General features: G+C 70.6%; 14 protein-coding genes. 9 read left to right on the top strand and 5 right to left on the bottom strand.

From position 1 onward, the window contains the following. Nucleotides 1-24 precede the first annotated feature (24 nt). Together ACFXMG_RS20880 and ACFXMG_RS20885 are read right to left on the bottom strand one after the other, a co-directional pair. Nucleotides 25-783: an MIP/aquaporin family protein gene (locus tag ACFXMG_RS20880; protein ID WP_383829341.1), complete on the bottom strand. Its 759-nt coding sequence runs from the start codon at nucleotides 781-783 to the stop codon at nucleotides 25-27. A 278-nt stretch (nucleotides 784-1,061) separates the two neighbouring features. Beyond that, nucleotides 1,062-1,826, bottom strand: coding sequence for an IclR family transcriptional regulator (locus tag ACFXMG_RS20885; RefSeq protein WP_383829339.1), 765 nt, complete (start codon nucleotides 1,824-1,826; stop codon nucleotides 1,062-1,064). Nucleotides 1,827-2,082: 256 nt separating this feature from the next. Between ACFXMG_RS20885 and metH the strand changes: the two genes are divergently transcribed. The 4 genes from metH (at nucleotide 2,083) to ACFXMG_RS20905 (ending at nucleotide 10,217) form a co-directional block, all read left to right on the top strand. Next, on the top strand, nucleotides 2,083-5,595 hold the full coding sequence (gene metH / locus ACFXMG_RS20890) for a methionine synthase (RefSeq protein ID WP_383829336.1): 3,513 nt from the start codon (nucleotides 2,083-2,085) through the stop codon (nucleotides 5,593-5,595). Nucleotides 5,596-5,756: 161 nt separating this feature from the next. Continuing rightward, complete coding sequence (locus ACFXMG_RS20895) at nucleotides 5,757-6,461, top strand: HAD family hydrolase (protein WP_383829333.1); 705 nt, start codon at nucleotides 5,757-5,759, stop codon at nucleotides 6,459-6,461. Nucleotides 6,462-6,982: 521 nt separating this feature from the next. Continuing rightward, complete coding sequence (locus ACFXMG_RS20900) at nucleotides 6,983-8,575, top strand: ABC transporter substrate-binding protein (protein WP_383829355.1); 1,593 nt, start codon at nucleotides 6,983-6,985, stop codon at nucleotides 8,573-8,575. A gap of 67 nt (nucleotides 8,576-8,642) precedes the next feature. Further along, complete coding sequence (locus ACFXMG_RS20905; protein WP_383829330.1) at nucleotides 8,643-10,217, top strand: ABC transporter substrate-binding protein; 1,575 nt, start codon at nucleotides 8,643-8,645, stop codon at nucleotides 10,215-10,217. A 72-nt stretch (nucleotides 10,218-10,289) separates the two neighbouring features. On the opposite strand, the gene ACFXMG_RS20910 is transcribed toward ACFXMG_RS20905, so the two are convergent. Next, nucleotides 10,290-10,967, bottom strand: a complete 678-nt coding sequence (locus ACFXMG_RS20910; RefSeq protein ID WP_383829327.1) for a response regulator — start codon at nucleotides 10,965-10,967, stop codon at nucleotides 10,290-10,292. Nucleotides 10,968-10,977: 10 nt separating this feature from the next. Further along, entirely contained in the window at nucleotides 10,978-11,880 is a 903-nt protein-coding gene (locus tag ACFXMG_RS20915) for a RecB family exonuclease (protein ID WP_383829324.1), read from the bottom strand. Nucleotides 11,881-12,057: 177 nt separating this feature from the next. Between ACFXMG_RS20915 and ACFXMG_RS20920 the strand changes: the two genes are divergently transcribed. From ACFXMG_RS20920 to ACFXMG_RS20930, 3 genes are all read left to right on the top strand, one after another. Next, nucleotides 12,058-13,191 (top strand): site-2 protease family protein, encoded by a 1,134-nt coding sequence (locus tag ACFXMG_RS20920; RefSeq protein WP_383829352.1) that lies wholly within the window; start codon nucleotides 12,058-12,060, stop codon nucleotides 13,189-13,191. 19 nt (nucleotides 13,192-13,210) lie between these two features. Then, nucleotides 13,211-14,098, top strand: coding sequence for a tRNA (adenine-N1)-methyltransferase (locus ACFXMG_RS20925; protein ID WP_031013975.1), 888 nt, complete (start codon nucleotides 13,211-13,213; stop codon nucleotides 14,096-14,098). Between the two features lie 178 nt (nucleotides 14,099-14,276). Further along, nucleotides 14,277-14,870 carry a hypothetical protein gene (locus ACFXMG_RS20930; protein ID WP_383829321.1) on the top strand — a complete coding sequence of 198 codons (594 nt, stop codon included), beginning with the start codon at nucleotides 14,277-14,279 and terminating at the stop codon, nucleotides 14,868-14,870. A gap of 4 nt (nucleotides 14,871-14,874) precedes the next feature. Here ACFXMG_RS20930 and ACFXMG_RS20935 read toward each other — a convergent pair whose 3' ends face one another. Then, a complete protein-coding gene (locus tag ACFXMG_RS20935) occupies nucleotides 14,875-15,186 on the bottom strand; it encodes a ferredoxin (protein ID WP_043230683.1) in 312 nt (103 codons plus the stop codon). A 240-nt stretch (nucleotides 15,187-15,426) separates the two neighbouring features. Between ACFXMG_RS20935 and arc the strand changes: the two genes are divergently transcribed. Together arc and dop are read left to right on the top strand one after the other, a co-directional pair. Then, nucleotides 15,427-17,193: a proteasome ATPase gene (gene arc / locus ACFXMG_RS20940; RefSeq protein WP_383829318.1), complete on the top strand. Its 1,767-nt coding sequence runs from the start codon at nucleotides 15,427-15,429 to the stop codon at nucleotides 17,191-17,193. A 181-nt stretch (nucleotides 17,194-17,374) separates the two neighbouring features. Continuing rightward, nucleotides 17,375-18,886, top strand: a complete 1,512-nt coding sequence (dop, locus tag ACFXMG_RS20945) for a depupylase/deamidase Dop (RefSeq protein ID WP_383829315.1) — start codon at nucleotides 17,375-17,377, stop codon at nucleotides 18,884-18,886. Nucleotides 18,887-18,948: the final 62 nt, after the last annotated feature.

Here is an 18,948-nt window from a genome sequence, read left to right on the forward strand (position 1 = left end):
GCGTTACGGGTACGGGTGTACGGCTCAGGCGAACGCGAGGTGGTAGATACCCGCGGCGAGGGCTCCACCGATCAGCGGACCGGCGACGGGGATCCAGGCGTAGCCCCAGTCGGAGCCGCCCTTGTTGGGCAGCGGGAGCAGGGCGTGCACGAGGCGGGGGCCGAGGTCGCGCGCCGGGTTGATCGCGTAACCGGTCGGGCCGCCGAGCGAGAGGCCGATCGAGACCACGACGAAGGCCGTGATCAGGGCGCCGAGGGTGCCGAGGCCCTTGCCGCTGTCGTTCAGACCCTGGGTGAGGACGGCGAGGACGAGCACGACGGTGCCGATGATCTCGGTGGCGAGGTTCTGCCAGGTGTTCCGGATCTCGGGGCCGGTGGAGAAGATGCCGAGCACGGGCCCGGGGCCCTCGGCGGGCTTCTCGCCGACCGTCTCCGGGTCGGTGAGGTGGGCCCGGAACTGCCCGTAGTAGGCGACCCAGACCAGGGCGGCGCCGATCATCGCGCCGAGCAGCTGGCCGGCGAGGTAGACGGGCACGTCGCCCCACGCGCCGTCCTTGACGGCGATGCCGACCGTGACGGCGGGGTTCAGATGGGCCCCGGAGAGGGAAGCGGTCATGTACACGGCCGTCATCACGGCGAAGCCCCACCCGAAGGTGATCGCGAGCCAGCCCGCTCCGCGCGCCTTGGAGCTCTTGAGCGTCACGGCGGCGCAGACGCCGCCGCCGAGAAGAATGAGTACGGCGGTACCGATGGTCTCGCCGAGGAAGATGTCGGAGCTGGACACCCGCGACTCCTTTGTCCTTCGTCCAGGGGATGGGCGAACCCCGGTTCGCCCCGGTGGTCCGCGCCCTCGTGTGAGGGCGTCCACGGCCCTTGGCACTGCCACACTCTAGCGCGTATTGCCGGTAGGTGTTCGGCAATGCCGACCGATGCACGGAAGTTTTGCCCCGGGGTTAACAGCGAGTCAAGACTCTGGGAAACGAAAAACCCGCCGATAACGCGATCGTTACCGACGGGTTCGCTCTCCGTGCGGGCCGGCTCACCGGCCGCGGGGGCGCGGGCTCAGAAGCGGCCCGCCCCCAGGTCCCGGGAGACCGCACGGGCGCAGTCCCGCACCGCCGCCACCAGCTCCGGGCGCAGCTCGCCCGCCGGGCAGAGCCGCTCCACCGCCCCGGTGACCGCCACCGCGCCCACCGGCATCCGGCGCCGGTCGTGGATCGGCGCCGCCACCGAGGCCACGCCCTCCCACGTCTCCTCCACGTCCGCCGCCCAGCCGCGCGCCCGCGTCATGTCCAGCAGCGACTCGAAGTCCGCCAGGCCCGTGACCGTACGCGGCGTGAACGGCTCCCGCTCCACCTCCACGACCTCGCTGTGCGCCACCGGGTCGTACGCCGACAGCACCTTGCCCAGCGCCGTGGAGTGCAGCGGCTGCATCGCCCCCACCTCCAGCACCTGCCGGCTGTCGTCCGGCCGGAAGACGTGGTGCACGATCAGCACGCCCGACTGGTGCAGCACCCCCAGGTGCACGCTCTCGCCACTGGACCGCGCCAGGTCGTCCGTCCACACCAGCGCCCGCGCCCGCAGCTCGTGCACGTCCAGATAGCTGTTGCCGAGCCGCAGCAGCTCCGCCCCCAGCTGGTATCGCCCCGAGGGCGCGTCCTGCTCCACGAAGCCCTCCGCCTGGAGGGTGCGCAGGATGCCGTGGGCCGTGCCCTTGGCCAGCCCCAGGGAGGACGCGATGTCGGACAGGCCGAGCCGGCGCTCGCCGCCCGCGAGCAGTCGCAGCATGGCCGCCGCCCGTTCAAGCGACTGGATGTTCTTCGCCATCGCCCGGCCCTTCTCCCTCACGTACGCACACATACCGACGTTCGACAATGCTGAACACTATCGGTCGATGCCGACCTTGCCTCGCACCTGACAGTGTCCTCGAAGAAGGGGCCTCACCGGGAGTCCTCGCACACAGGATGCCGTCCGTCACGTGGGACACCGTGTCCGCCCCGGCCGAACCACGGTTACGCTGACCCCGTGCACCCTGTGCCCAGGGTGCAAAGCCGACAGCCGTCGCAGCCCAGGGAGCCCCTTCATGGCCTCGTTGCCGACCCCTTCCGCCGACAGCCGGAGCCGCGTCGCCGCGCTCCGCGCCGCACTCGCCAGCCGCGTCGTCGTCGCCGACGGCGCCATGGGGACCATGCTCCAGGCCCAGGAGCCCAGCCTCGAGGACTTCGAGAACCTCGAAGGCTGCAACGAGATCCTCAGCCTCACCCGGCCCGACATCGTCGCCTCGGTCCACCGCGAGTACTTCGCCGCCGGCGTCGACTGCGTCGAGACCAACACCTTCGGCGCCAACCACGCCGCCCTCGGCGAGTACGACATCGCCCACCGCGTCCACGAGCTGTCCGTGGCCGGCGCCCGCGTCGCCCGCGACGTCGCCGACGAGTTCACCGCCGCCGACGGCCGCCAGCGCTGGGTCCTCGGCTCCATCGGCCCCGGCACCAAGCTGCCGACCCTCGGCCACGCTCCGTACACGGTCCTGCGCGACGCCTACCAGGAGAACGCCGAGGGCCTGCTGGCCGGCGGCTCCGACGCGCTCATCGTCGAGACCACCCAGGACCTCCTCCAGACCAAGGCGTCCGTCATCGGCGCCCGCCGCGCCCTCGAAGCGCTCGGCGCCGACGTGCCGCTCATCGTCTCCGTCACCGTCGAGACCACCGGCACCATGCTCCTCGGCTCCGAGATCGGCGCCGCCCTGACGGCCCTGGAGCCGCTCGGCATCGACATGATCGGCCTCAACTGCGCCACCGGCCCCGCCGAGATGAGCGAGCACCTCCGCTACCTCGCCCGCCACTCGCGCATCCCGCTCTCGGTGATGCCCAACGCCGGCCTGCCCGTCCTCACCTCCGACGGCGCTCACTACCCCCTCTCCCCGGCCGAGCTCGCCGACGCCCAGGAGACCTTCGTCCGCGAGTACGGCCTCTCCCTCATCGGCGGCTGCTGCGGTACGACCCCCGAGCACCTGCGCCAGGTCGTCGAGCGCGTCCGCGACCTCACGCCCGGCGCGCGCGACCCGCGCCCCGAGCCCGGCGCCGCCTCGCTCTACCAGACCGTCCCGTTCCGCCAGGACACCTCGTACATGGCGATCGGCGAGCGCACCAACGCCAACGGCTCCAAGAAGTTCCGCGAGGCCATGCTGGAGGCCCGCTGGGACGACTGCGTCGAGATGGCCCGCGACCAGATCCGCGAGGGCGCGCACATGCTCGACCTCTGCGTCGACTACGTCGGCCGGGACGGCGTCGCCGACATGGAGGAGCTGGCCGGCCGCTTCGCCACCGCCTCCACCCTCCCGATCGTGCTCGACTCCACGGAGGTGCCCGTCATCCGGGCCGGTCTGGAGAAGCTCGGTGGCCGAGCGGTCATCAACTCCGTCAACTACGAGGACGGCGACGGCCCCGAGTCCCGCTTCGCCAAGGTCACCCGCCTCGCGCAGGAGCACGGCGCCGCGCTCATCGCCCTCACCATCGACGAGGAGGGCCAGGCCCGTACCGTCGAGCACAAGGTCGCCATCGCCGAGCGGATCATCGACGACCTCACCGGCAACTGGGGCATCCACGAGTCCGACATCCTCATCGACACCCTGACCTTCACCATCTGCACCGGTCAGGAGGAGTCGCGGAAGGACGGCATCGCCACGATCGAGGCGATCCGCGAGCTGAAGCGCCGCCACCCGGACGTCCAGACGACCCTCGGACTCTCCAACATCTCCTTCGGCCTCAACCCGGCCGCCCGCATCCTCCTCAACTCGGTCTTCCTCGACGAGTGCGTGAAGGCCGGCCTGGACTCCGCCATCGTCCACGCCTCGAAGATCCTCCCGATCGCCCGCTTCGACGAGGAGCAGGTCACCACCGCGCTCGACCTGATCTACGACCGGCGCGCCGAGGGCTACGACCCGCTCCAGAAGCTGATGGCCCTCTTCGAGGGCGCCACCGCCAAGTCCCTCAAGGCCGGCAAGGCCGAGGAGCTGGCCGCGCTGCCCCTGGAGGAGCGCCTCAAGCGCCGGATCATCGACGGCGAGAAGAACGGCCTGGAGGCCGACCTCGACGAGGCCCTGACCACCACCCCGGCCCTCGACATCGTCAACAACACCCTCCTCGACGGCATGAAGACGGTCGGCGAGCTCTTCGGCTCCGGCCAGATGCAGCTGCCGTTCGTGCTCCAGTCCGCCGAGGTCATGAAGACCGCGGTCGCCCACCTCGAACCGCACATGGAGAAGTCGGACGCCGACGGCAAGGGCACCATCGTCCTCGCCACCGTCCGCGGAGACGTCCACGACATCGGCAAGAACCTCGTCGACATCATCCTCTCCAACAACGGCTACAACGTCGTCAACATCGGCATCAAGCAGCCCGTCTCCGCCATCCTCGAAGCCGCCGAGGAACACCGCGCCGACGTCATCGGCATGTCCGGCCTCCTCGTGAAGTCCACCGTGATCATGAAGGAGAACCTGGAGGAGCTGAACCAGCGCGAGCTCGCCGCCAAGTACCCCGTCATCCTCGGCGGCGCCGCCCTGACCAGGGCCTACGTCGAGCAGGACCTCCACGAGATCTACCAGGGCGAGGTCCGCTACGCCCGCGACGCCTTCGAGGGCCTGCGCCTCATGGACGCCCTCGTCGCCGTCAAGCGCGGCGTCCCCGGAGCCGTACTCCCCGAGCTGAAGCAGCGCCGGGTCGCCAAGGGCGCCACCGCCGCGCTCCAGGTCGACGAGCCCGAGCCCGGCGGCCGCTCCGACGTCGCCGTCGACAACCCCGTCCCCACCCCGCCGTTCTGGGGCACCCGCGTGGTCAAGGGCATCCCGCTCAAGGACTACGCCTCCTGGCTCGACGAGGGCGCCCTCTTCAAGGGCCAGTGGGGCCTCAAGCAGAACCGGGCCGGCGACGGACCGACGTACGAGGAGCTGGTGGAGACCGAGGGCCGGCCGCGGCTGCGCGGCTGGCTGGAGCGCCTGCACACCGAGAACCTGCTGGAGGCGGCCGTCGTCCACGGCTACTTCCCGTGCGTCTCCAAGGGCGACGACCTGATCATCCTCGACGACGCGGGCAACGAGCGGACCCGCTTCACCTTCCCCCGCCAGCGCCGCGGCCGCCGCCTCTGCCTCGCGGACTTCTTCCGCCCCGAGGAGTCGGGCGAGACGGACGTCGTCGGACTCCAGGTCGTCACCGTCGGGTCCCGGATCGGCGAGGCCACCGCCGAGCTCTTCGCCTCCGACTCCTACCGCGACTACCTGGAGCTGCACGGCCTCTCCGTGCAGCTGGCCGAGGCCCTCGCCGAGTACTGGCACGCGCGCGTGCGCGCCGAGCTGGGCTTCGGCGGCGAGGACCCGGACGCCGTCGAGGACATGTTCGCCCTCAAGTACCGCGGCGCCCGCTTCTCCCTCGGCTACGGCGCCTGCCCCGACCTGGAGGACCGCGCGAAGATCGCCGCGCTCCTCGAGCCGGAGCGGATCGGGGTGCACCTCTCCGAGGAGTTCCAGCTCCACCCCGAGCAGTCCACCGACGCCATCGTCCTCCACCACCCCGAGGCGAAGTACTTCAACGCCCGGTGACGCTCCGGTGACGCTCCGATGACCCTCCGCCGATCGCCGGCGTCAAATATCGGCGCCGGCGGAGATCGGGACGTACACTTGTCGGTCCAGTGCAGGCCGGTCCTCCTCCCCGTACCGGGAGTGGGGGCCGGCCTTTCCGTCCCTCCATGGAGGTGTGCCGGATGACCAGTACGGTCCCCGCGTCCCTGTTCCGCGCCAATGGCAGCTCCGCCCTCCAGGCGGTCTTCCTCGACATGGACGGGACCCTCGTCGACACCGAGGGCTTCTGGTGGGACGCCGAGGTCGAGGTCTTCGCCGACCTCGGACACCGGCTCGACGAGGCATGGCGGGACATCGTGGTCGGCGGACCGATGACGCGCAGCGCCGGGTACCTGATCGAGTCCACCGGCGCCGACATCACCCTCGACGAGCTGACCGTGCTGCTCAACGAGCGGTTCGAGCAGCGCATCGACCGCGGAGTGCCGCTCATGCCCGGCGCCGAGCGGCTCCTCGCCGAACTCTCCCGGCACGCCATCCCCACCGCCCTGGTCTCCGCCTCCCACCGGCGGATCATCGACCGCGTCCTGGAGTCCCTCGGCCGCGACCGCTTCCACCTCAGCGTCGCCGGCGACGAGGTCGCCCGCACCAAGCCGCACCCGGAGCCGTACCTGACCGCCGCCCGCGGCGTCGGCGCGGATCCCACCCTGTGCGCGGTCATCGAGGACACCGCGACCGGCGTCGCCGCCGCGGAGGCGGCCGGCTGCCGGGTCGTCGCCGTGCCCTCCGTCACGCCGATCCCCGCGCTGCCCGGCCGGGTCGTGGTCCGCTCGCTCGAAGAGGTCGACGTGCCGTTCCTGAGGACCCTGATCTCCGGAATCCGAGCGTGATTTGAGCTTTCTCTGAGCATTACCCGGGGTATTCGTCGGGGCCGCCTTCCGTAGCGATCTCCGGCACGTATCCCGCACCTCTCCCGCGCGTCTCCCGTGCATTTGGTTCAGGCCATCCCTCGAATTGCAGCCGCGTGACCTTGGTCACCCAGCGTGCCCGTCGAGGGGTGGCCTGACCTCGTTCTGCGCCCGAAATGCGGACGCCTGCCGCCCCTTTGTGTCCTGATTCGCTCGATAGCGTCCGCCTCCCGCCCTGCATGACTATCGAAGCGACCGTATTCATGATCACCGTGCGATTACCCCCCACCGGCCACCCCGTCCGGCAATAGCGGCGCCGCCCACTAATCTTTCGCGAGTACTTCGCCGCTATCACCGCGTGCGCCGGCGCATACCCAAGTCGCCGAGAACACAGGACCGATCGCAACTTCCCGGCCCGATCGCTCCCGCCCCGACCGGGCGGCAGGCGGCGGAGTGTCGTCACGACCGCCGTACCCCAGGCCGGCTGAGGAGAACGTCCCGTGTTGAACCGCAAGACCTTGGTGCTGCCGGCCGTGGCCGGACTGCTCACCCCCCTGCTCGCCGCCTGCGGCGCGGGAGAGGACGGCAGAGCCATCGTCGTCGGAACCACCGACCGGTTCGTCGCCACCGAGGAGGCACCCGCCCCCCTCGACCCGGCCTACGCCTACGACACCGGCGCCTGGAACATCCTCCGCCAGACCGTGCAGACCCTGGTCCACGTCCCCCGCGGCGGCGGCGACCCCGTCCCCGAGGCCGCCGAGAGCTGCGGCTTCTCCGACACCGCCAGCGAGAGCTACCGCTGCGTCCTGCGCCCCGGCCTCACCTTCGCCGACGGCACCCCCGTCACCGCCGAGGACGTCAAGTACTCCATCGACCGGGTCCGGACGATCAAGTCCGACAACGGCGCCGCCGCCCTCCTCTCGACCGTCGACACCGTCGAGACCAAGGGCGACCGCGAGATCGTCTTCCACCTCAAGACGCCCGACGCCACCTTCCCGTACAAGCTCTCCACCCCCGTCGCCGGCATCCTCAGCAAGGACAAGTACGCCGCCGACCGGCTCCGCGAGGGCTTCCAGGTGGACGGCTCGGGCCCGTACACCCTGAAGACCGAGCGCGACGGCGACCAGGCCACCCGCTTCGTCTTCTCCCGCAACCCCCGCTACAAGGGCGACATCACCCCCCGCAACGAGCAGGTCGAACTCCGCGCCTACGCCGACGCCGGCGCCATGGGCAAGGCCCTGGAGAGCAAGGACATCGACATGATGGCCCGCTCCCTCTCCCAGCAGCAGGTCCGCGACCTCACCGAGACCCCCGCCGACGGCATCCGCGTCTCCGAGGTCCCCGGCCTGGAGATCCGCTACCTCGCCTTCAACACCAAGGCACCCGGCGTCGCGGAGAAGGCCGTCCGCCAGGCCATGGCCGCCGTCGTCGACCGCGGCGCCCTCGTCAACCGCGTCTACGGCCCCACCGCCGAGCCGCTCTACTCGCTCATCCCCTCCAGCATCACCGGCCACGCCACCCCCTTCTATGAGGAGTACGGCGAGGGCGACCCCGACCGCGCCGCCGCCATCCTCCGCAAGGCCGGCGTGAAGACCCCGGTCAAGGTCACCCTCAACTACACCACCGACCACTACGGCGCCGAGACCGCCGAGGAGTTCGCGACGCTGCGGAACCAGCTCATCGCCAGCGAACTCTTCGACGTCACCGTCAAGGGCACCGCCTGGTCCGAGTTCCGCCCCGCCCAGCGCCGCGGCGACTACGCCGTCTACGGCCTCGGCTGGTTCCCCGACTACCCGGACCCGGACAACTACGTCGCGCCCTTCCTCGACAGCGACAACTTCCTCGGCACCCCGTACGTCAACAAGACCGTCCGCGACCAGCTCATCCCGCGGTCCCGCCGGCAGGCCGACCGCACCGCCGCGAGCCCCGTCTACCACCAGATCCAGAAGATCGTCGCCCAGGACGTGCCCGTCCTGCCGCTCTGGCAGGGCAAGCAGTACGTCGCCGCCCGCGACGACATCAACGGTGTCGAGTACGCCCTCAACACCTCTTCGGACCTGCTGCTCTGGGAGCTGAGCCGCGGCACCACCGCCTGACCCCTTCGTTGTACCGGCCGCGCGGCCACGCGCGGCCGGCCTGGCAAGAGATCACGAGGCAAGTTCTGTGAAGACGCACCACAAGTGGCTGACCGCCCCGCTCGCCGCGGGCCTCTCCGCCGCCCTCCTCGGCGGCTGCGGCACCGAGCAGGGGACGGGCTCCGACGCGACGGACGCCATCCGGGTCGGCATGTCCGACGAGATCCTGGCGACCGACCCCGCCGCCGGCTACGACCCCGGCTCCTGGCTGCTGTTCAACAACGTCTTCCAGTCCCTCCTCGCCTTCCCCAAGGGCGGCTCCCTGCCCGAGCCCGAAGCCGCCGACACCTGCGGCTTCGACGACCGCAGCACCGTCTACACCTGCACTCTCCGCCCCGGCCTGAAGTTCTCCAACGGCAACCCGCTCACCTCCGAGGACGTCAAGTTCTCCTTCGAGCGCGCCCTGAAGATCGCCGACCCCTCCGGCCCGGCGCCGCTGCTCTCCACCATCGACACCATCGAGACCCCCGACGACCGCACCGTCGTCTTCCGCCTCAAGGTCCCGGACGCCACCTTCCCCAGCAAGATCGCCTCCGGCGCCGGCTCCATCGTCGACCACCGCGAGTACCCCGCCGACGCGCTGCGCACCGACGGCAAGGCCGTCGGCTCCGGCCCCTACAAGCTGGACTCCTTCGGCGACACCGAGGCCACCTTCTCCGCCAACACCGAGTACCGGGGCACCGCGGAGCGCCGCAACGACAAGATCGCCCTCAAGCTGTACAACGGCGACCGCGCCGCCCTCGCCAAGGCGTTCACCGCCGGCGAGGTCGACGTCGCCTACCGCGGCCTCTCCGCCGCCGACATCTCCGCCCTGGAGAGCTCCGACGCCGACCGCGACGTCCAGATCGTCCAGGGCGGCAGCGCCGAGGTCCAGCACCTCGTCTTCAACATGAAGGACCCCGTCGTCGGCAAGCTCGCCGTCCGCAAGGCGATAGCCCACCTCGTCGACCGCGACGCCCTCGTCGAGGACGTCTACCGGTCGACCGCCACCCCGCTCTACTCGATCGTCCCGGCCGGCATCAACGGCCACAACACCGCCTTCTTCGACACCTACGGCGGCCCCGACCAGGCCAAGGCTAAGAAGGCCCTCCGCTCCGGCGGCATCAAGGACAAGGTCACCCTGACCCTCTGGTCCACCCCCAGCCGCTACGGCCCCTCCACCGACGCCGAGCTCAAGGCCATCGCCGGCCAGCTCAACGCCAGCGGCCTCTTCGCCGCCGACGTGAAGTCCGTCCCCTTCGAGCAGTACGAGAAGGACATCGCCGCCGGCAAGTACGGCGTCTACGTCAAGGGCTGGGTCCCCGACTACCCCGACGCCGACAACTTCACCGCCCCGTTCTTCGGCGAGGGCAACGTCCTCGGCAACCACTACGAGAACACCACCATCACCGGCACCCTCCTGCCCAAGACGGCCGCCACCGCCGACCGCTCCGCCACGGACAAGGAGTACGGCGCCATCCAGGACGCCGTCGCCGAGGAGCTCCCCCTCATCCCGCTCTGGCAGGGCAAGCAGTACGCCGTCACCCGCGACGGCATCACCGGCCTCGAATGGACCCTCGACGCCTCGACCGTCTTCCGCTTCTGGGAGATCCGCAAGAGCTGACCCCCCGCGGGGTACGCGAAAGGGCCCGGCGCACGCCGATCGCGCCGGGCCCTTTCGTCGTACCGTCCGCCGCTACTGGCCGTTGCCCCCCGGGCGCACCAGACCGCTCTCGTACGCGTACACCGCCGCCTGCACCCGGTCGCGCAGGCCCAGCTTCGTCAGCACGTGCCCCACGTGCGTCTTCACCGTCGTCTCGCTGACGAACAGGTCCGCCGCGATCTCCGCGTTCGACAGCCCGCGCGCCACCAGCTTCAGCACCTCCACCTCACGGTCGGTCAGCGTGCCCAGCGTGTCCGGCACCTGCTCTTCGCCCGTCGGCAGATGCGCCGAGTACTTGTCGAGCAGCCGCCGCGTGATCGACGGGGCCAGCATCGCCTCGCCCGCCGCCACCACCCGGATCGCCTGCACCAGCTCGTTCGCCGGGGCGTCCTTGAGCAGGAAGCCGCTCGCCCCCGCGCGCAGCGCCTCCACCACGTACTCGTCCAGATCGAAGGTGGTCAGCACCAGCACCTTCGCCGGGCCGTCCCGTCCGGGACCGGTGATCTGCCGGGTCGCCTCCACCCCGTCCATCCGCGGCATCCGGATGTCCATCAGCACCACGTCGGGCTGGAGCGCCCGCACCTGGTCCAGCGCCTGGAGACCGTCACCGGCCTCGCCCACCACCGCGAGATCCTGCTCCGCCTCCAGAATCATCCGGAAGCCGGTGCGCAGCAGCGGCTGGTCGTCGACCAGGAGGACGCGAATCGTCACAGGGGCTCCTTCACGAGGCGGGCCGGTCGCCGCCCATTCTGCCCTGCGCCGATTCGCCCGACTCCGCCGGGCGCGCGGAAACGATCTCCAGCGGATACACCGGGGGAGTCCCCCCGAACTCCGGACACACCGCCCGGTGGTCGCACCAGCCGCACAGCTTCGTCGGCCGAGGCCGCCAGTCGCCCGTCTCCGTCGCCGTCCGGATCGCGTCCCACAGCGCGTGCAGCTTCCGCTCGACGCGCCGCAGATCCGCCTCCACCGGGTCGTACGTCAGCACGTCCCCGCTCCCCAGGTACACCAGCTGCAACCGGCGCGGGATCACGCCCTTCAGCCGCCACACCACCAGCGCGTAGAACGTCATCTGGAACAGCGCGCCCTCGCTGTACTCCGGCCGCGGCGCCTTCCCCGTCTTGTAGTCGACGATCCGCACCTCGCCCGTCGGCGCCACGTCCACCCGGTCGATCACCCCGCGCAGCTTCAGCCCCGACTCCAGCTCCGTCTCCACGAACAGCTCGCGCTCGGCCGGCTCCAGACGCGCCGGGTCCTCCAGCGTGAACCACCGCTCCACCAGCGCCTCGGCCTCCGCCAGCCACTGCCCCAGCCGGTCGCCCGCCGGATCGTCCGCGAACAACTCGCCCAGCTCCGGCCGCGACTCCAGGAGCCGGTCCCACTGCCCCGGGACCATCGCCTTCGCCCGCGGCACCGTCCGCTCCACCGCCGGATCGTCGAAGAGCCGCTCCAGCACCGCGTGCACCAGCGTCCCCCGCGTCGCCGCCGCGCTCGGCTTCTCCGGCAGCCGGTCGATCACCCGGAACCGGTACAACAGGGGACACTGCATGAAGTCGCTCGCCCGCGAGGGCGACAACGACATGGGCGCCCGGGCCCCCTCCGGGAGCCGCTCGCTCGTACTCATGACACAGACCCTACGGCCCGCCACCGACAGCGAGCCGCATACCATCGACGCATGACCCGTCGCGCTGCATGATCGACCCGTGACGCACCGGCGTGGTCACCCCGGCGACGAGAGGAACCCGTGAACCAGGACGAGCCCAAGCCGCAGCGGACCGAGGAACCCGGCGGCGGGATCCTCATGGGCCGGCCCTTCGGCGTGCCCGTCTACGTCGCTCCCAGCTGGTTCCTCGTCGCCGCCCTGATCACCTGGGTCTTCGGCGACCAGATCGAACGGGTCCTGCCCGAACTCGGCGCCGCCCGCTACCTCGTCTCCCTCTTCTTCGCCGTCGCCTTCTACGCCTCCGTCCTCGTCCACGAGCTCGCCCACACCATCGCCGCCCTCCGCTTCAAGCTCCCGGTGCGGCGCATCCAGCTCCAGTTCTTCGGCGGCGTCTCCGAGATCGAGAAGGAGTCCGAGACCCCCGGCCGCGAATTCGTCCTCGCCTTCGTCGGCCCCCTCCTCTCCCTCGTCCTCGCCGGCGTCTTCTACCTCGCCATGCACGCCGTCGAACCGGGCACCGTACCCGGCGTCCTGCTCGCCGGCCTGATGATCTCCAACCTCATCGTCGCGATCTTCAACCTCCTCCCCGGCCTCCCCCTCGACGGCGGCCGGATGCTCCGCGCGATCGTCTGGAAGATCACCGGCAAGCCCATGAGCGGCACCGTCGCCGCCGCCTGGGTCGGCCGCGCCCTCGCCGTCACCGTCCTCATCGGCCTCCCCCTCCTCACCCGCACCGGCTGGCTCGGCAACTCCACCGCCGACATCGACGGCTTCACCACCGTCACCGACGCCCTCCTCGCCGCCATCCTGGCCGCCATCATCTGGACCGGCGCCGGCAACAGCCTCCGCATGGCCCGCCTCCGCGAACACCTCCCCGACCTGCGCGCCCGCGCCCTCACCCGCCGCGCCATCCCCGTCGAACCCGCCACCCCCCTCTCCGAGGCCCTCCGCCGCGCCAACGAGGCCGGCGCCCGCGCCCTCGTCGTCGTCGACGGCACCGGCGGCCCCACCGGCATCGTCCGCGAGGCCGCCATCGCCGCCGTCCCCCAGCACCGCCGCCCCTGGGTCGCCGTCAGCACCCTCGCCCAGGACCTCACCCCCGGCATGCGCGTCCCCGCCGAACTCACCGGCCAGCCCCTCCTCGACCACCTCCGCGCCACCCCCGCCACCGAGTACCTGGTCGTCGAGGAGACCGGCGAGATCTACGGCGTCCTCGCCACCACCGACGTCGAGCGCGCCTTCGTCAAGGCCATGGCACGCCCCTCCTCGTGAGCCCGGTATGGTGGTTCACATGTCCGAACCGACCGGTGCCGCCCGCCGACGCGGGCCCTTCAAGGTCGGGGACCAGGTTCAGCTGACCGACCCCAAGGGCCGTCACTACACGTTCACGCTCGAAGAGGGAAAGAACTTCCACACCCACAAGGGTTCTTTCCCGCACGACGAACTGATCGGCGCCCCCGAGGGCAGCGTTGTCCGTACCACCGGAAACGTCGCCTACCTCGCGCTGCGCCCCCTGCTCCCCGACTACGTCCTGTCCATGCCCCGCGGCGCAGCCGTGGTCTACCCGAAGGACGCGGGGCAGATCCTCGCCTTCGCCGACATCTTCCCCGGCGCGCGCGTCGTGGAGGCCGGCGTGGGTTCCGGCTCGCTCAGCAGCTTCCTGCTCCGCGCCATCGGCGACAGCGGCATGCTGCACTCCTACGAGCGCCGCGAGGACTTCGCCGAGATCGCGAAGGGCAACGTCGAGCGCTACTTCGGCGGGCCCCACCCGGCCTGGCAGCTGACCGTCGGCGACCTCCAGGACAACCTGACCGACACCGACGTCGACCGGGTCATCCTCGACATGCTCGCCCCCTGGGAGTGCCTGGAGGCCGTCTCCAAGAGCCTCGTCCCGGGCGGCATCCTCTGCTGCTACGTGGCCACCACCACCCAGCTCGCCCGCACCGTGGAGTCCATCCGCGAGATCGGCTGCTACGCCGAGCCGCAGCCGTGGGAGTCCATGATCCGCAACTGGCACGTCGAGGGCCTGGCCGTCCGCCCCGATCACCGCATGATCGGCCACACCGGCTTCCTCGTCACCGCCCGCCGCCTCGCGGACGGCGTCGAGCCCCCGATGCGCCGCCGCCGCCCCGCCAAGGGCGCCTACGGCGAGGACTACGACGGCCCCAACAAGGGCTGACACTCCGACAGGACCACGACGGCGCCGCCGCCCCTCCACCCCGCACCGCGGGGAACCGGGCGGCGGCGCCGTCGCGTTCGGCACCCCTGTTCGACACCCCCGGCTGTTCCGCCGCCCTGTGACGTGTGGCACGATGCCCGCAACCCCTCGGCACGACCCCTCACAGGAGACGTCTCGCGTGCAGCCCTCCGCCGCCCCGGACCCCGTGGACCACGCACACACCCACGCCCGGCCGCTGCACTGGCTGGCCACCGCCACCGCGACCGCCGCGGTCGTCGCCCTCGCCGGCGCCCTGGCGCCCCGCCCCGCCGAAGCCGGCCCCGCCACCACGGCGGCGCCCGCCCCCGCGGCCCCCGGCCCGGCCACCGCACCCGACCCCGCGACGGCCGACTATCCCCTCGAGTGCGGGGGAGCGGCCCACCGGATCTCCCAGCGCGTCACCGGCGACCTGGACGGCGACGAGAACCCCGAGACCGTTGCGGTCGTACACTGCGAAGCCGGATCCGGAACCCCGCCCGCCGGGCTGTACGTCCTCACCCGCGGGCGCGGCGACGGCGCCCCCGCGCGCGTGGTGGCCACCCTCGTCGACCCGCGCGAGCAGCGCAGCGTCACCGGCCTCGCGATCCGCGACGGAGCCGTCCGCGCCACCCTGCTCGGCTACTCGTCCCCGTCCGTCCCCAGCTGCTGCCCCGACGAGAAGGAGCAGGTCGGCTGGGACTGGAACGGCGGCGCCTTCGTACGCTCCACGGGCGCGGAGGCACGCGGCGCCTGAGCCGTCACTCCGCGTCGGGGCCGTACACCTCGACGCGGTCCCGGACCCTGCGCACGTGGATGCAGTCGCCCGGGCACTCCTTCGCGGAGTCCACCACGTCCTGGAGGAGCGGCAGCGGCACGGGGGTCGTCGCCCCCGCGTCCTGAAGCAGCTCGTCGTCGGCGCTCTTCACATACGCGAGCCCGTCGATGTCCAGTTCGAAGACCTCGGGAGCGTACTGGGCGCAGATCCCGTCCCCGGTGCACAGGTCCTGGTCGATCCAGACCTCCAGAGCCTCCTCGGCCCCGTCGGCCGGCGACTCGTGCTGCACGCTCATCTCTTCTGCCGTTTCTGCTCCGCGCGGACAAATGAGGCCGCGACCCGCGGGTGTTGCCGCTCACGACGATACAACTGCCCGCTTTCAGAGCGTGAAGGGTGGGTATTCCCCTGGCGAGAGGGGAAGCGCAAGGGTGAAGATCGGACACGCCCCGGAGTCTTTTTGATCTAGGGGTTTCAATCATCACCCACGCAGGTAGGGTCAGGAAGCGTCCAGCTCCCCTTGGAGGAGGTGAGGACCGTGGCAGCCCACGACGACGACATCAACCGCGGCATCCGGCCGGGGCGAGGGTCTGAAGACCCCGCCGGCCAGGTTGCCTATCTCGAGCAGGAAATCGCCGTCCTGCGCCGCAAGCTCGCCGACTCTCCGCGACACACGAGGATTCTCGAAGAGCGGATCGTCGAGCTGCAGACGAACCTGGCCGGCGTGTCCGCGCAGAACGAAAGGCTGGCGAACACGCTCCGTGAGGCACGCGATCAGATCGTGGCCCTCAAGGAGGAGGTCGACCGGCTCGCGCAGCCGCCGGCCGGCTTCGGTGTCTTCCTACAGGCCAACGAGGACGGCACGTGCGACATCTTCACCGGGGGCCGCAAGCTCCGGGTGAACGTGAGCCCCAGCGTCGAGCTCGACGAGCTCCGGCGCGGCCAGGAAGTCATGCTCAACGAGGCGCTCAACGTGGTCGAGGCCATGGAGTACGAGCGCGCCGGGGACATCGTCACCCTCAAGGAGATCCTCGAGGACGGCGAGCGCGCCCTGGTGGTCGGGCACACCGACGAGGAGCGGGTGGTGAGGCTCGCCGAGCCTCTGCTGGACGTCACCATCCGCCCCGGCGACGCCCTGCTCTTCGACTCCAGGTCCGGCTACGTCTACGAGGTCGTGCCCAAGAGCGAGGTCGAGGAGCTCGTCCTCGAAGAGGTCCCGGACGTCGACTACGAGAAGATCGGCGGCCTGGGCAACCAGATCGAGCTGATCCGCGACGCGGTCGAGCTGCCGTACCTCCACCCCGACCTGTTCAAGGAGCACGAACTGCGGCCGCCCAAGGGCATCCTGCTCTACGGGCCGCCGGGCTGCGGCAAGACGCTCATCGCCAAGGCCGTCGCCAACTCCCTGGCGAAGAAGGTCGCCGAGGTCACCGGCCGGCCCGCGGGGAAGTCCTACTTCCTCAACATCAAGGGCCCCGAACTCCTCAACAAGTACGTCGGCGAGACCGAGCGGCACATCCGCCTGGTCTTCCAGCGGGCCCGTGAGAAGGCCAGCGAGGGCACCCCCGTCATCGTCTTCTTCGACGAGATGGAATCGCTCTTCCGCACCCGCGGCTCCGGCGTCAGCTCGGACGTCGAGAACACCATCGTCCCCCAGCTCCTCGCCGAGATCGACGGCGTCGAGGGCCTGGAGAACGTGATCGTGATCGGCGCCTCCAACCGCGAGGACATGATCGACCCCGCGATCCTGCGACCCGGCCGGCTCGACGTCAAGATCAAGATCGAGCGCCCGGACGCCGAGGCGGCGAAGGACATCTTCGCGAAGTACCTCACCGCCAACCTCCCGCTCCACGCGGACGACGTCTCCGAGCACAGCGGCTCCAAGGCCGCCGCCGCGCACGGAATGATCCAGTCCGTCGTCGAGCAGATGTACGCGGAAACCGAGGAGAACCGCTTCCTCGAAGTCACGTACGCCAACGGCGACAAGGAAGTCCTCTACTTCAAGGACTTCAACTCCGGCGCGATGATCCAGAACATCGTCGACCGGGCCAAGAAGATGGCCATCAAGGCATTCCTCGACCACGACCAGAAGGGCATCCGGGTCTCCCACCTCCTCCAGGCGTGCGTGGACGAGTTCAAGGAGAACGAGGACCTGCCCAACACCACCAACCCCGACGACTGGGCCCGCATCTCCGGAAAGAAGGGCGAGCGGATCGTCTTCATCCGCACCCTCGTCACCGGAAAGCAGGGCGCGGACACCGGGCGCTCCATCGACACGGTGGCCAACACCGGCCAGTACCTGTAAAAGCGCACACCGGCTGCGGATGTCCGGAAACCGGGCATCCGCAGCCGTCGCATTCCGGCCGGACACATTTCCGGCCGGACCGCGAAATACTGCAAGTGATCTCCCCACCAGCGCGGAGCCGCTCTAGGCTCTTCGGTACCGCCGAGTCGCGCACTGAGCGCCGCCGGGCAAGGAGGGCCGCATGACCGTACGGCGAGTAATGGGCATCGAGACGGAGTACGGGATCTCCGTCCCCGGACACCCGAACGCCAATGCCATGCTCACCTCGTCCCAGATCGTCAACGCCTACGCGGCGGCGATGCACCGGGCGCGCCGCGCCCGCTGGGACTTCGAGGAGGAGAACCCGCTGCGGGACGCCCGCGGCTTCGACCTCGCCCGCGAGGTCGCCGACTCCAGCCAGCTCACCGACGAGGACATCGGCCTCGCCAACGTGATCCTCACCAACGGCGCCCGGCTCTACGTGGACCACGCCCACCCCGAGTACAGCGCCCCCGAGGTCACCAATCCGCGCGACGCCGTCCTCTGGGACAAGGCCGGCGAGCGGATCATGGCCGAGGCGGCCGAGCGTGCCGCCCAGCTCCCCGGCGCCCAGCCCATCCACCTCTACAAGAACAACACCGACAACAAGGGCGCCTCCTACGGCACGCACGAGAACTACCTGATGAAGCGGGAGACCCCCTTCTCGGACATCGTGCGCCACCTGACGCCCTTCTTCGTCTCCCGCCAGGTCGTCACCGGCGCAGGCCGCGTCGGCATCGGCCAGGACGGGCGTGAGAACGGCTTCCAGATCAGCCAGCGCGCCGACTACTTCGAGGTCGAGGTCGGCCTGGAGACCACCCTCAAGCGCCCCATCATCAACACCCGCGACGAGCCGCACGCCGACGCCGAGAAGTACCGCCGGCTGCACGTGATCATCGGGGACGCGAACCTCTCCGAGATCTCCACCTACCTCAAGCTCGGCACGACGGCGCTCGTCCTCTCCATGATCGAGGACGGCTTCATCACCGTCGACCTCGCCGTCGACCAGCCCGTCCGCACCCTCCACCACGTGTCCCACGACCCCACGCTCCAGTACCTCGTCACGCTGCGCAGCGGCCGGACACTCACCGCCGTCCAGTTGCAGATGGAGTACTTCGAGCTGGCCAGGAAGTACGTGGACGAGCGGTACGGCGCGGACGCCGACGACCAGACCAAGGACGTGCTCTCGCGCTGGGAGGACACCCTCAACCGCCTCGAGAACGACCCGATGAGCCTCGCCGGCGAGCTGGACTGGATCGCCAAGCGGGAGCTCATGGAGGGCTACCGGCGCCGGGACGGCCTGGAGTGGGACGCGGCCCGGCTGCACCTGGTGGACCTCCAGTACGCGGACGTGCGGCCCGACAAGGGCCTGTACAACCGCCTGGCGGCCCGCGGCCGCATGAAGCGGCTCCTGGACGAGCCCGAGGTCGTACGGGCCGAGACGGCGCCCCCTGAGGACACCAGGGCCTATTTCCGGGGCCGCTGCCTGGAGCAGTACGCCGACGACGTCGCCGCCGCGTCCTGGGACTCGGTGATCTTCGACCTGCCGGGCCGCGACTCGCTCCAGCGCGTCCCGACCCTGGAGCCGCTGCGCGGCACCAAGGCGCACGTGGCGGCCCTCCTGGACCGCTGCCGCACGGCGGAGGAACTCGTCAGGGTTCTCTCCGGCAGTTGATTCGAGACCTTCCCAGGGCCTGAAATACCCGGGTCCTGGGAATCATGGAAGCAGTGCCCGGA

Source organism: Streptomyces sp. NPDC059201, from assembly GCF_042754585.1.
Classification (GTDB): Bacteria; Actinomycetota; Actinomycetes; order Streptomycetales; family Streptomycetaceae; genus Streptomyces.